The 12946-nt window shown below is 70.3% G+C and carries 14 protein-coding genes; 7 read left to right on the top strand and 7 right to left on the bottom strand.

The annotated features are described in order from the left end of the window. The first annotated feature begins 294 nt into the window (after positions 1-294). From C9J49_RS05900 to C9J49_RS05885, 4 genes are all read left to right on the top strand, one after another. The gene (locus C9J49_RS05900) at positions 295-1785 is read left to right on the top strand and encodes a SulP family inorganic anion transporter (protein WP_035596529.1); all 1491 of its coding nucleotides are present in this window, start codon (positions 295-297) and stop codon (positions 1783-1785) included. 72 nt (positions 1786-1857) lie between these two features. Further along, positions 1858-2205, top strand: a complete 348-nt coding sequence (locus C9J49_RS05895; RefSeq protein WP_035596534.1) for a putative quinol monooxygenase — start codon at positions 1858-1860, stop codon at positions 2203-2205. Between the two features lie 106 nt (positions 2206-2311). Then, positions 2312-3166 carry a universal stress protein gene (locus tag C9J49_RS05890; RefSeq protein ID WP_107182219.1) on the top strand — a complete coding sequence of 285 codons (855 nt, stop codon included), beginning with the start codon at positions 2312-2314 and terminating at the stop codon, positions 3164-3166. 94 nt (positions 3167-3260) lie between these two features. Continuing rightward, on the top strand, positions 3261-4448 hold the full coding sequence (locus C9J49_RS05885; RefSeq protein ID WP_107182220.1) for an MFS transporter: 1188 nt from the start codon (positions 3261-3263) through the stop codon (positions 4446-4448). Here C9J49_RS05885 and C9J49_RS05880 read toward each other — a convergent pair. Genes C9J49_RS05880 through C9J49_RS05865 form a run of 4 tightly spaced genes read right to left on the bottom strand, consistent with a single transcriptional unit; the run spans position 4430 to position 6893 of the window. Next, positions 4430-4900, bottom strand: coding sequence for a DoxX family protein (locus C9J49_RS05880; RefSeq protein WP_107182221.1), 471 nt, complete (start codon positions 4898-4900; stop codon positions 4430-4432). The two genes, C9J49_RS05885 and C9J49_RS05880, sit on opposite strands and share 19 nt — an antisense overlap. Next, positions 4897-5682, bottom strand: coding sequence for a DNA-binding domain-containing protein (locus C9J49_RS05875; protein ID WP_107182222.1), 786 nt, complete (start codon positions 5680-5682; stop codon positions 4897-4899). Before C9J49_RS05875 ends, C9J49_RS05880 begins: the two co-directional genes overlap by 4 nt. Beyond that, the gene (locus tag C9J49_RS05870) at positions 5679-6560 is read right to left on the bottom strand and encodes a DUF692 family multinuclear iron-containing protein (protein ID WP_246124629.1); all 882 of its coding nucleotides are present in this window, start codon (positions 6558-6560) and stop codon (positions 5679-5681) included. The genes C9J49_RS05875 and C9J49_RS05870 overlap by 4 nt, the downstream gene beginning before the upstream one ends. A gap of 51 nt (positions 6561-6611) precedes the next feature. Beyond that, positions 6612-6893: a DUF2282 domain-containing protein gene (locus tag C9J49_RS05865; protein ID WP_046079270.1), complete on the bottom strand. Its 282-nt coding sequence runs from the start codon at positions 6891-6893 to the stop codon at positions 6612-6614. Positions 6894-7192: 299 nt separating this feature from the next. On the opposite strand from C9J49_RS05865, the gene C9J49_RS05860 reads away from it, so the two are divergent. Beyond that, a complete protein-coding gene (locus C9J49_RS05860; protein ID WP_107182224.1) occupies positions 7193-7555 on the top strand; it encodes a RidA family protein in 363 nt (120 codons plus the stop codon). A 106-nt stretch (positions 7556-7661) separates the two neighbouring features. On the opposite strand, the gene C9J49_RS05855 is transcribed toward C9J49_RS05860, so the two are convergent. From C9J49_RS05855 to C9J49_RS05845, 3 genes are read right to left on the bottom strand one after another with little or no spacing between them, the layout of a single operon-like run. Continuing rightward, positions 7662-9173 carry an ABC transporter permease gene (locus tag C9J49_RS05855; RefSeq protein WP_181454247.1) on the bottom strand — a complete coding sequence of 504 codons (1512 nt, stop codon included), beginning with the start codon at positions 9171-9173 and terminating at the stop codon, positions 7662-7664. After that, a complete protein-coding gene (locus C9J49_RS05850) occupies positions 9170-9934 on the bottom strand; it encodes an ATP-binding cassette domain-containing protein (protein WP_107182225.1) in 765 nt (254 codons plus the stop codon). Before C9J49_RS05850 ends, C9J49_RS05855 begins: the two co-directional genes overlap by 4 nt. Further along, positions 9934-10788, bottom strand: a complete 855-nt coding sequence (locus tag C9J49_RS05845) for a putative selenate ABC transporter substrate-binding protein (protein WP_107182226.1) — start codon at positions 10786-10788, stop codon at positions 9934-9936. Before C9J49_RS05845 ends, C9J49_RS05850 begins: the two co-directional genes overlap by 1 nt. Positions 10789-10971: 183 nt before the next feature. Here C9J49_RS05845 and C9J49_RS05840 point away from each other — a divergent pair, with 183 nt between their 5' ends. Beyond that, positions 10972-11721 carry a FadR/GntR family transcriptional regulator gene (locus C9J49_RS05840; protein WP_107182227.1) on the top strand — a complete coding sequence of 250 codons (750 nt, stop codon included), beginning with the start codon at positions 10972-10974 and terminating at the stop codon, positions 11719-11721. A 76-nt stretch (positions 11722-11797) separates the two neighbouring features. Further along, positions 11798-12946 carry a galactonate dehydratase gene (gene dgoD / locus C9J49_RS05835; RefSeq protein WP_046079265.1) on the top strand — a complete coding sequence of 383 codons (1149 nt, stop codon included), beginning with the start codon at positions 11798-11800 and terminating at the stop codon, positions 12944-12946.

Raw genomic sequence — 12946 nt, 5'->3', positions numbered from 1 at the left:
TGATGCCCTCTCGTTCCGGGCTGGCCACGCCGCCCTAGCCTTTCCCTCCCGAATTCGGGCCGCGATGACGTCGTCACGATGTCATCGTGGCCGGGCATCGTCTCGATGTCCTGGGCGCCCCGCGCCCGCCTTGCACCGTCAGCCTCTCTCCCGCAGCGCCACGATGCGTTCCATGTGCCTCGGCGCATGACCGGCGCCACGGCATCGGCCTTCTCGCGAGGCCGGGAAGGGCTGCGCACGACACGACCCTGACGCCTTCATGGCATCCACCTCCACCCTCGACTGGACCGCAGCATGACTCGATCCCTCAAGCAAGACTGGTTCTCCAACATCAAGGGCGATCTCCTGTCGGGCATCGTCGTCGCCCTGGCGCTGATTCCCGAGGCCATCGCCTTCTCGATCATCGCCGGCGTCGATCCCAAGATCGGCCTCTACGCTTCCTTCTCCATGGCGGTGATCATCGCCTTCGCCGGCGGCCGGCCGGGCATGATCTCGGCGGCCACCGGCGCCATGGCGCTGCTGATGGTCACGCTGGTCAAGGAGCACGGGCTCGAGTACCTGCTGGCCGCGACCCTGCTCACCGGCGCGCTGCAGATCGTCGCCGGCTACCTGCGCCTGGCCGACCTGATGCGCTTCGTCTCGCGCTCGGTGGTGACCGGCTTCGTCAACGCCCTGGCGATCCTGATCTTCATGGCGCAGCTGCCGGAGCTGACCAACGTCACCTGGCACGTCTATGCCATGACCGCGGCGGGTCTGGGCATCATCTATCTCTTCCCCTACCTGCCGGTGATCGGCAAGACGCTGCCGTCGCCGCTGGTGTGCATCCTGGTGCTGACCGGCGTGGCCATGGTCATGGGCCTCGACATCCGCACCGTGGGCGACATGGGCGAACTGCCCGACACCCTGCCGGTGTTCCTGTGGCCCGATGTGCCGCTCAACCTCGAGACCCTGTCGATCATCTTCCCCTACGCCATCATGCTCACCGTGGTGGGCCTGCTGGAGTCGATGATGACCGCCACCATCGTCGATGACCTGACCGACACCGAGAGCGACAAGAACCGCGAGTGCAAGGGCCAGGGCATCGCCAACATCGGTACCGGTCTGCTCGGCGGCATGGCGGGCTGCGCGATGATCGGGCAGTCGGTGATCAACATCAAATCCGGCGGCCGCGGTCGTCTTTCCACCCTGTTCGCCGGCGTGATGCTGCTGATCATGGTGGTGTTCCTCGCCGACTGGGTGTCGCAGATTCCCATGGCGGCGCTGGTGGCGGTGATGATCATGGTCTCCATCGGCACCTTCAGCTGGACCTCGATCCGCGACCTCAAGCAGCACCCGATGTCCTCCAACCTGGTGATGCTGGCCACCGTGGCGGTCACCGTGGGCACCCACAACCTGGCCATGGGCGTGTTCGTCGGCGTGCTGCTGGCGGCGTTGTTCTTCGCCAACAAGGTCGGCAACATCCTCTACATCGGCGTCGAGGAGGCCGAGGCGGGTCGTCACCGGGTCTATCGGGTGGTGGGCCAGGTGTTCTTCGCCTCCTCCGAGCGCTTCGGCCGCGCCTTCGACTTCAAGGAGAGCGTGGAGAAGGTCACCATCGACCTGTCCCGGGCACACTTCTGGGACATCACCGCCGTGCAGGCGCTGGATCGGGTGGTGATCAAGTTCCGCCGCGAGGGCACCGAGGTCGAGCTGGTCGGCCTCAACGAGGCCAGCGCCACCATCGTCGATCGCTACGCCATCCATGACGATCCGGAAGCCGTCGAGAAGCTGATGGGCGGCCACTGAGTCGCGTCAGGCATTCGGCCGCACGGGCCGGCGCGACCGCCGGCCCGCCCCACCATGACAAGGAATGACGACATGTCACAGAAGGTCTACTGCATCGCCCAGTTCCAGCCCAAGCCCGGCCGCGAGGCGGCGGTGTTCGCCGCGCTGCAGGCGCTGGAGCCCAACGCCCATCGCGAGGACGGCTGCCTCCAGTACACGGTGACGCGCCACGTCGATCACCCCAACGCCCCGGGCACGAGCTACCCGATCGTGTTCCACGAGATCTGGGCCAGCCGCGAGGCCTTCGAGGCGCACTGCAACCGCCGTGAGATCCAGCACTTCTTCGCCACCCAGGTCGAGGCCGAGGACGGCGATGTGGCCGACGCCAACGTCTGCGTCTACACCGACGAGCCCCAGGACTTCGACGCGCCGAAGCGTTGAGCCCGCCTGCCGGGCGTCAGGCAGCGCCCGGCCCTATGCAGGTCGCCGCCGATGGGGTAGAACTCAGGGCAGCGACAACGACACACGCCGGCTTCAGGACAGACAGATGACAGAACAGGTGATGGCCGCCATCGACGGCTCGCAGTTTTCCGAGGGCGTCTGCGACTACGCCGCCTGGGCCAGTCAGGCGCTGGAGGCGCCGCTGACCTTCCTGCACGTGGTCGACAACCACCCCCAGACCGCCGAGGCGGATCTCTCCGGCAACATCGGGCTGGGCTCCCGCGAGCACCTGCTCGAGGAACTCTCTCAGCTCGACGAGCAGCGCGCCAAGGTGGCCCAGGAGCAGGGCCGGCTGATGCTCAAGGCGGCCCAGGAGCGCGCCGTCGAGGACGGCGTGGCGGAGCCCGGCAGCCGCCAGCGCAACGGCACCCTGGTCGAGACCCTCGCCGAGCTGGAGGGCGAGATCCGCCTGCTGGTGGTGGGCAAGCGCGGCGGCAGCGCCCACCAGGACAGCGAGCACCTGGGCTCCAACCTCGAGCGGGTGGTGCGCGGCCAGCATCGCCCGATCCTGGTGGTGCCTCAGGCCTTCAAGCGCCCCGAGAAGGTGATGATCGCCTTCGACGGCAGCAATACCACCCGCAAGGGCGTCGAGCTGCTGGCGAAGAGCCCGCTGTTCGCCGGCATCGCCTGCCACGTGGTGATCGTCGGCGCCGAGACCGGCGACAACCGCTCCCAGCTCGACTGGGCGCTCGCCACCCTGCGCGAGGCCGGCCACGAGGCCGAGGGCGCGATCCGCGCCGGCGAGGTCGAGGAGACCCTGCGTGCCTACAAGGACGAGCACGACATCGACCTGGTGGTGATGGGGGCCTACGGCCATTCCCGCATCCGCCACCTGCTGGTGGGCAGCACCACCACCGCCATGCTGCGCCACGCCAGCGTGCCGGTGCTGCTGCTGCGCTGAGCCGCTTCGTCGCGCTTCAGGGCCCCGCCATGGCGGGGCCTTTTCGTGTCATCGCGCCTGTTACCGTGATGTGTCAGGGCGCCGGGAGAACACCATGAGCTATCGCACCCTGCTGAGGGACCATCGGGGGCTGATGGGCATCGCCGTGCTGGCGATGTTCTCGTCGAGCCTGGGGCAGAGCTTCTTCGTCGGCCTGTTCCAGGCGCCCATCGCCGAACGGCTGGGCTTCTCCGCCGGCGAGTTCGGCACCGCCTATTCGCTGGTCACCCTGGCCGCCGGCTTCGCCATGCTGCGCCTGGGGCCCGCCATCGACTGGGTGGCGCCGCGCCGCTTCGCGCTGGCCATCCTGGCGGCGCTGGGCATCGGCATCCTGCTGCTGACCGCCTCGCCCTGGTGGCCGCTGGGGCTGCTTGGCCTGGGGCTGGTGCGCCTGTGCGGCCAGGGCATGATGAGCCACCTCGGCAACACCCTGGCCGGGCGCGAGTTCGAGGGACTGCGCGGTCGGGCCCTGGGGCTCGCCGGCATGGGGCTGATGCTCGGCGAGACCCTGCTGCCGCCGCTGGTGGCGGGGCTGCTGGTGTGGCTCGGCTGGCGCGAGCTGTGGTGGGGGCTGGCCGCGGTGCTGGCGGCGCTGTGGGTACTCGTGCTGATGCGGGCGCCCTGGCCCGAGGCGCCCGGCGCACGCCCCGACAGGGCCGCGGCGGCGCAGGGGCCGAGGCCGTTTCGCGATGCACGCTTCTGGCGCCTGCTGCCGCTGCTGATGACCCTGCCGGTGGCCATGACCGGGCTGTTCATCTATCAGGCGCAGCTGACCTCGTCGATGGGCAGCTCGCTGGCGATCTATTCCCTGGCGCTGACCGGCATGGGGCTCGCCAAGCTGCCCGGCGCGCTGCTCGGCGGGCACTGGGTGGATCGGCTGGGCGCGGTGCGCCTGGCCAGGCTCTATCTGCTGCCCTTCGCGCTGGGGCTGATGCTGGCGCTCACCCTGGGCGGCCATCTGGCGATCTGGGCGCTGATGGTCGGCGGCGGGCTCGCCATGGGGTCTCAGGAATCCATCGCCACCAGCCTGCTGGTGCGGCTGTGGGGCGCCGAACATCTGGGGCGGGTACGGGCCACGCTGAGCGCGGCCATGGTCTTCTCCACCGGCATCGCCCCGGCGGTGCTCGGCGTGGCGCTGGATCTGGGGGCGTCCTTCTCGCTGGTGCTGGCCGGCATGCTGGCGCTGTTGGTCGGCGGCTGGTGCCTGGCCCAGGGCGTGCTGCGTCAGGCCGCCGATACCTGACGGCCCAGCAGGCGGCTTAACAGGCGATCCAGCGACAGCGCGCCGGGGCCGCGCAGCAGCAGGGTCAGCAGCCCCGTGGCCCAGAGGCCGTGGGTGACCCAGGCATCGGGATAGACGAACGTCTGGATCACCAGCGTCATGAGCAGCAGGCCCAGGGCGGCCAGGCGGGTCGCCAGGCCCGCCCACAGCAGCAGCGACAGCCCGAACTCGGCCAGCGTCGCCAGCCAGGCGGCGAGCACCGGCGAGATCAGCGGCAGGGCGTACTCGTGCTCGAACAGGAAGAAGGTGCTCTGGGCGATCGAGAAGCCGTCGACCTTGGTCAGCGCCGAACGGAAGAAGACGCTACCGAGCACGATGCGCGCCAGCAGGGTCACGAGATCGAAGGGCAGCCGGTCGAGGGCCGGCTCGAGGCGGCGATAGTAGAGGCGCAGTGGCATCAGCAGCACGTTCATGGGGCGGCCTCCTCGTTCGGCTCGTCATCACTGGGCGCGGCATGGCGCTCGCACAGCGCGCCGAGGCCGAGCAGGGTGCCCAGTGCCTCGCCGGCCGCCGTCTCGCCGTGGGCCTCGGCGACCGTCGCCAGCGCGTCGCCCAGGGCCGCGCCGGGATGCTCCCGAAGCCTGCGATACAGCGTGGCGGTGACGGCGTCGATTGGCGTCAGCAGCACGCGCTCGCCGCGGCGCACCGCTAGCCAGTCCTCCTCGCCGGCGACGACGGGGTCGTCCGTCGCCTCGTCCTGCTCCAGTCGCTGCCACAGCGTGCCCACCGCGAAGCGACAGCGCACTCGCCGCGTGGCCGGCCGCGGCGTCACGCACAGGCGTGCCGGGTCGGGATGCTCGGCCAGCCGGGTGGCGTCCAGGGCCGGCGCCTCGGCGGCATGGCCGACGTCGAGCCGGGCGCGCTCCAGCCGGCAGACGTCGCTCGCGTAGCGATGGCCGGCCAGCGGCGGCAGGTCGTCCAGGAAGTCGGCGAAGCCGGCGCCGTAGCGAGATAACCGCGGCTCCCGGGGCAGGTGATCGCGGGCGTAGTCGCCGGCCGCGGCGGCGAAGTAGCGCGGGCCGAGCAGGGTTCGGGTATGGGGAAAGGCGCTGGCCAGGGCCTCGATCAGGCTCTGACGGACGTTGTTGCGATACACGTCGAGTCCCGCGCGCGTGCCCAGTTCGGCGGGCGTCTCGACACCGGGGGCGCGCAGGGCGGCGGCGAAGCGTCGCTGCCAGTCGGCCAGGGCGATCATGCCGGCATCCTCCTCGGCGCCTTGTCCCGTGACGCCTCGCCCGGCAGGGCGGTGGCGCGATGGGCACGGGCCAGCTCGGCCTCCTCGAGCCAGCGATCGAGCGTCGGCACGTTGGCGTCCCACTCGATCAGGGTCGGCGCCTCGGGGGCGGCGGGCGCCCAGCGGCGATACAGCGACCAGACGGCCTCGGTGACCGGGCCGCCGTGGTCGTCGATGCGCAGCGGCGGCTCGACGGCGGTGTCGAGGCTATGGCCGGCCAGGTGCATCTCACCCACGGCCTGCCAGGGCAGGGCGGCCAGGTAGGCGTCGAGGTCGCGCCCCAGGTTATGGGCGCAGATATAGGCATTGTTGAGGTCCAGCAGTAGCCCGCAGCCGGTGCGGGCCACCAGCTCGGTGAGGAAGTCGGCCTCGTCGAGCGTGTTGATCGGGATCGTCACGTAGAGGCTGGGGTTCTCGATCAGCAGCCGGCGCCCCAGCGCCTGCTGGACGATGTCGATATTGCGGGCGAGCAGCGTCAGGCTCTCCTCGGTGAGCGGCACCGGCAGCAGGTCGTTGTAGCAGTCGCCGTCGAGCCGGCTCCAGGCCAGGTGCTCCGAGACCAGCGCCGGCGATAGCCGATTCACCAGCTCGACCAGCCGGGCGAGGTGCGCCGGGTCGGGGCGCTCGGCGCCGCCCAGCGACAGCCCCACGCCGTGTACCGAGAGCGGATAGCGCTCGGCCAGTTCAAGGAGCTCCTCGCGGGCGGGACCACCCGCGCTCATGTGGTTCTCGGCATGCAGCTCCAGGAAATCCGCCGTCCGGGGGGCGGCGAGCAGCGCCTGTGCATGCTGCGGCTTGAAGCCGATGCCCACGGCATTCGGCGTCAGGGACGGTGACATGGCGATCTCCTTGTCAGCGCCGGCCCGCCGCGTGGCGGGCCGGCATGGCCATCAGGGACGCTCGATCTCGCTCAGGCTGCCCATACCGTGGGGCGTCTCGATGCTGGTGCAGGTGCCTTCCGGCACCAGCGTCCAGGCGTTGCCCTGGTAGTCCACGGTGGAGGTGCCGGCGCAGGTGGTGCCCGGGCCCGCCTTGCAGTCGTTCTGGCCGGCCAGGGCCACGCCGTAGCACTTCTCCATGGCTTCGTCGTCCTGGGCCTGGGCGGCGCTCATGGCGCCCGCCTGGGCGATGGCGGTGGTGAACACGGCAGCCAGCATGGTGGAACGCTTCATGGGATCTCTCCTTCTGGGTCGTCGGGTGCGCCTCGTGGCGATTCGCCTGATACGCCCTGCTCTGTCGTGGCGATGGGGAAAGACTTACAGCGCGACAATCGCACGACGATGTTCATGCCGCTGAAGGCAGAGGAAGCATGAATGCCTCATCATTCATTTGGATGATATTTCTGCTTTAGTTTCGAAGATTGGTTGATATTGCTATATATGTGAAAAACTTTGGTAGGCATGACGGGTCGCTAAGCCTTGCACTGCGGTAAGATCGAGGGCCTTTTTTTATCGACTTCAGGAGCGATGCCATGACCCTCCAGCGCCATGACACCAAGGCCCGCATGAGCCGGGCCGTGATCCACAACGGCGTGGCCTACCTGTGCGGCCAGGTGGCCGGCCCCGAGGCCCGCCAGGGCGACATCACCGAGCAGACCGAGAGCATGCTGGCCCGCGTCGATGGCCTGCTGGCCGAGATCGGCTCCGACCGCGAGCACCTGCTGACCGCCACCGTCTACCTCAAGGACGGCAACGACGTCGCGGCCATGAACGCCGTGTGGGACGCCTGGGTGCCCGAGGGCCACGCCCCGGCGCGGACCTGCGTTTGCGCGCCGCTGCCGGCCGACGAGCTCCGGGTCGAGGTCACCGTCACCGCCCTGGTAAAGGACGCCTGAGCCGGCGTTCGAGCAGCCGCTTCCTGAGCGAGCGGCCATGAAATGCTAAAAGGCCGACGCATCATGCGTCGGCCTTTTTCGTTGGCGTCACTGCCTGACGATCGGTTCAGCGCAGGCAGGGGTCTTCGAGCGGCACCTCCCGGGGCCTGAGCCGGCGCGAGAGGGCATCCACGGCGATGTTGAGCCCGGCGGTGACCAGCAGCAGGAAGGCCGCGGTGTCGAACATCAGGTACTGGAAGTTCTCGTCGATGTAGTAGCCCAGCGTCGCCACCCCCAGCATGCCGAGGATCGCCGTCTCGCGCAGGATCACCTCGGCGCGGTAGTAGAGCAGCGCCAGCAGGCTCGGATAGACCCGCGGCAGCAGCTCGTAGGCCAGCCGGCCCGAGGCGGGCAGCCCCGGCATGCCGGGCTCCAGGCCGTCGGCGTGGCGGGCGGCGAGGAAGGCGATCAACGCGCCGTTGTGCAGCGCCAGCGCCAGCCAGGCGGGCAGCAGCGAGGGGCCGAGCAGCAGCAGGAAGACGAAGGCCAGCATCAGTTCCGGCGTCGAGCGCAGCAGCACCAGCAGCCCGCGGCCGGCCAGCCGGGTCGCCGGATGGCCGAAGTGGCGGCTGGCCAGCGGCCACAGCGCCATCGCCACCAGCAGCGCGCCGACGGTGCCGAGCAGCGCCAGCAGCAGGGTGTTGCCGATGGCCGGGCCGAGCTTGGGGATGCTCGCGAACCAGTCGACCAGCCCCGCCCAGTCGCTCGCCAGCAGCGGCGCGGGCCACAGGTCCTGGCTGACGAAGCGCCACAAGAGCCCGCCGTCCACCGCCGGCCAGGGGCCGAGCAGGAAGACGCCGCCGACCAGCAGCAGCGGCACCAGCCGCCGGTGGCTCCACCAGGGCAGGGTGGCGATCAGCAGGTAGAAGCACCACAGCAGGGCGCCGGCCTCGGGATAGCGTCCCTCGCGGAAGGCGGTCTCGAGCTGGAAGCCCAGCGTCGGCAGGCCGACGAAGCCCAGCAGCACGCTGGCGCGCAGGCCGCACTCGAAGCGGTAGCGGGTGTAGGCGGCGAGCTGGGTCCAGGCCAGCGGCAGCTCGGCATAGAGGAAGCGCGACAGCCGCCCGACGCCGGGCGGCAGGGCGTCGGCCGGCGCGCGCGGGGTCTGTTCGAGGATCTCGGCGAACACCTTGGCGAAGATGCCGGCGTAGGGAATCGCCAGTGCCGCCAGGGCGGTCAGCGCCGAGAGCCCGAACACCTGCAGGAACAGCAGCGCCCAGAACAGCTCGTGGATGGCGCGCACGAAGGCGCAGCCGGCACGCACCAGCCGCGAACGGGCGAACAGCAGCGCCAGCGGGAAGCCCAGCACCACGCCGGCCAGCGTGCCCCACAGTGCCACCGAGACGGTCAGCCCCAGGGCATGGAAGGGCGACTCGATGCCGGCGAAGTCCGGCCAGGCCAGGCCCTGGAGCATCCGCCCGAGTTCCGTCCACGGGTCGCGGGTGACCACCGACAGATCGGCCAGCGGCAGCAGCAGCAGCGCCAGGGCGATCAGCGTCAGGGTGTGGCGGGCCAGGCGCGGGCCCGTGGCGCGGCCGGCCAGCCAGGACGGCCGACGCGGCAGGGTGGCCTCGCTCATGCACGCCCCCGGGAGCAGGGCAGGGACGCCGGCGAGGGCGCCGCGGGTTCGGGGGGCTCCCCGGACGGGGCGGTATCGTCGGCGTCCGGATAGAGGGCGTCGAGGTCGGCCAGGCTCAGCGTCGACGCCGGGGCGTCGATCACCAGCCGGCCGTCGCGCAGGCCCCAGACGCGGTCGAAGCGGGTCAGCGCCAGTTCGCGCTGGTGCAGGGCGATCACGCTGGTGGCGTGGCGTTCCTCGATCAGTCCCAGCAGGCGGTGGGCCTGGTGGGGATCGACGCTGGCCACCGGCTCGTCGCCCAGGAACACCTCACGCTGCTGGTAGAGCGCCCGGGCGATGGCGGTGCGCTGGCGCTGGCCGCCGGACAGCTGCCCCACGGGGCGGCGCATCAGCCCGTCCAGGCCGACCAGCGTGCACAGCGCGGCCACCTCGCCCCAGGGGCCGCGCAGCGGCCGCACCAGGTTCCACAGATTGGCCAGCGCCGAATGCTCGGCGAGCCGGCCCATGTAGACGTTGTGATAGACCGCCAGCCCCGGCACCAGGCCGTGGTGCTGCGGGCACCAGGCGACCGTATCGCCGAGCCGCGTGCGCAGGGCCGCCAGCAGCGTGGACTTGCCGGCCCCGCTGGGGCCAAGCAGGGCGACGCGCTCGCCGCGCGCCAGCCGCAGATGCACCCGGGGCAGCACCACCCGCTCGCCGTGGCCCAGATCGACGCCGTCGAGCGTCAGCAGTGGCTCGTTCGTGTGTTCTGTCGGCGCCATCAGCGCAGCAGGCCGAGCTCTTCCGCCACGTCCTCGATCGGCGCGTACATGGCATTGTCGGCGGGGATGAAGGCCGAACGCGGGAAGCTGTCGAGCAGCTCGGGGTCGTCCATCTCGAGCAGCGCCTCGCGGACCCGGTCGGAGAAGCCCTCGCCGTAGCGCTCGTCGGCGTCGCCGCGCAGGGTCCACTGGTAGTCCGGATAGCTCGGCGTGGTCCAGATCACCTGCACCTGGTCGGTGTCGACGCGGCCGTCCTCCACGGCGGCGTCCCACACCGCGTAGTTGACCGCGCCCAGTTCGTAGGTGCCGGCCTCGACCAGGGCGATGGTGCGCGAGTGATCGCCGGAGAAGCCGACCCGCGAGAACAGCTCGTCCGGCGCCTCGCCGAAGCGCTGACGCAGGTAGTGCTCGGGCATCAGGCGCCCGGAGGTGGAGGTCTTGGAGCCGAAGGTGAAGCTCATGTCCTCGATCGCGTCGGGCAGCTCGTCCCCTTCTTCCAGCCCCGTCGACTGGTGGGCGATGAAGTAGGTCTCGAAGGCCGCGTCCTCGGCGCCCTGGGCGATGGCCTGGGAGCCCGGCACCAGGCGGCGCGCCTGGACGCCGGAGAGGCCGCCGAACCAGGCCAGCTGGACCTGGTCGTTGCGGAAGGCGGTGACCGCCGCGCCGTAGGACTTCACCGGCACGTATTCCACCTCGACGTCGAGCCGCTCCTCGAGGTAGTCGGCGACCTGGGAGAAGCGCTCGACCAGGCGCGACTGGTCCTCGTCGGGGATGGCGGTGAAGCGGAAGGTATCGGCGGCCGCACCCTGGGCGAACAGGGCGAGGGCGGCGGCGGAAGCGGCGATCCAGCGCATGGGCGGTCTCCTGGAAGGAAGCGGAAGGGGGTTATTGTTGTGGCTGGTGGCGGGCATGGCAAGCCTGTCGTCAGGTAACCATTGGACCAAAGGCGCATGACGCGGAGGTGTGGTTGGGCTTACACTCTGGCGATAAATGTCAGACATTTTGTGCTGACGTCACTCAGCCATGGGGAGCGATCGATGAGTCTCGAGGCACTGGGCCCGCATCAGGGCGATGCCGATGCGCTGGCGCGGCGACTGGCCCGGGCGCTGCTGGGCGGCGACTGGCAGCCCGGCGACGTCTTCCCCAAGGAGCTGGACATCGCCGCCCGCTGCGCCGTCAGCCGCAACCTGGTGCGCAATGCCCTGGCCAGCCTGACCGCCGCCGGGCTGCTCGAGCGCACTGCCGGGCGCGGCACTCGGGTGCGCGAGGTCGGCGACTGGCATCTGCTCGATCCGCAGATGAGCGACTGGCTGGTCGGCCTGGCGCATCCCCAGCCGCAGCTGGTGCGCGAGCTGCTTGCCTTTCGCTATTCCGCGGAGCCGGTGGTGGCGGAGCTGGCCGCCCGCGCCGCCGATGCCGACGATCTGGCCCGCCTCGAGGCGGCCTTCCGCGGCATGACGGCGACCGCCGACGCCTCGGAGCAGGCCGGCCAGCACGTGGAGTACGACGTGGCCTTCCACGAGGCCATCTACGAGGCCAGCCACAACCTGATCTGGCGTCAGATGGGCCACCTGCTGCGGCCGTCGATCCTGGCCCTGGTCCAGCACTCCCAGCGTCCCGCCCGCGGCGACGACGGCCTCGGCGACAGCCTGGAACGCCACGGCGCGGTGCTCGAGGCGATCAAGGGCGGCGACGGGCCGCGCGCTGCCCGGGCCGCCCGCGAGGTGCTGGGCCGCACCGCCCGCGACCTGGGCGTCGACACCGAGACCGGCGCCCGCGCCGACTGAGTCGACGGATTATCCGCGGTCGCCCTGCGGCGGCCGTTCACGCTTGACCGTTCATGCTTTCAGAAAGGAGCCATCCATGAAGATCACCCGACTCAAGACCTGGCAGGTGCCGCCGCGCTGGCTGTTTCTCAAGATCGAGACCGACGAGGGCGTCTACGGCTGGGGCGAGCCGGTCATCGAGGGGCGCGCCGCCACCGTCGAGGCCGCGGTCCACGAGCTGTCCGACTATCTGATCGGCCAGGACCCGCACCGCATCGAGCACCTGTGGAACACCATGTACCGCGCCGGTTTCTACCGCGGCGGGCCGATCCTGATGAGCGCCATCGCCGGCATCGACCAGGCGCTGTGGGACCTCAAGGGCCGCGACCTGGGCGTGCCCGTGCACCAGCTGCTGGGCGGCGCCGTGCGCGACAAGATGCGCATGTACGCCTGGACCGGCGGCGACCGGCCGAGTGACGTGGGCGAGGGCGCCAAGGCGCTGGTCGATCAGGGCTTCACCGCCTTCAAGATGAACGGCACCCCGGAGCTGCAGATCGTCGACAGCCATCGCAAGGTCGACGAGGCCGTGGCGCGGGTCTCCGAGGCCCGCGAGGCGGTGGGTCCGGACGTCGGCATCGGCATCGACTTCCACGGCCGCGTGCACCGGCCCATGGCCAAGGCGCTGCTGCGCGAGCTGGAGCCCTTCCACCCGATGTTCGTCGAGGAGCCGGTGGCCCCCGAGCACCTGCCCAGCCTCAAGCACATCGCCGGCGGGCTCGGCTATCCGCTGGCCACCGGCGAGCGCCTGCATACCCGCTTCGAGTTCCGCGATCTGCTGGCCGACGGCATGATCGACATCGTCCAGCCCGATCTCTCGCACTGCGGCGGCATCAGCGAGGGCCTGAAGATCGCCGCCCTGGCCTCCGCCCACGACGTGGCCATGGCCCCGCACTGCCCGCTCGGCCCGCTGACGCTGGCCACCTCGCTGCACGTGGATGCGGTCAGCCACAACGCCTTCATCCAGGAACAGAGCATGGGCATCCACTACAACAAGGACAACGACGTGCTCGACTACCTGGTCGACAAGTCGGCGCTCAGCATCGAGGACGGCTTCTGCGCCATTCCCCAGGGGCCGGGGCTGGGCGTGGAGATCGACGAGGCCTTCGTCGAGGAGCGCGCCAAGGTGGGCCATCGCTGGCGCAACCCGGTGTGGACCCACGATGACGGCTCCATCGCCGAATGGTAA

It is taken from the genome of Halomonas sp. SL1, assembly GCF_003030865.2.
GTDB classification, from domain to species: Bacteria; Pseudomonadota; Gammaproteobacteria; order Pseudomonadales; family Halomonadaceae; genus Halomonas; species Halomonas halophila.
The sequence above is the reverse complement of the archived record's forward strand: the minus strand, read 5'-3'. Positions and strand labels throughout refer to the sequence as shown.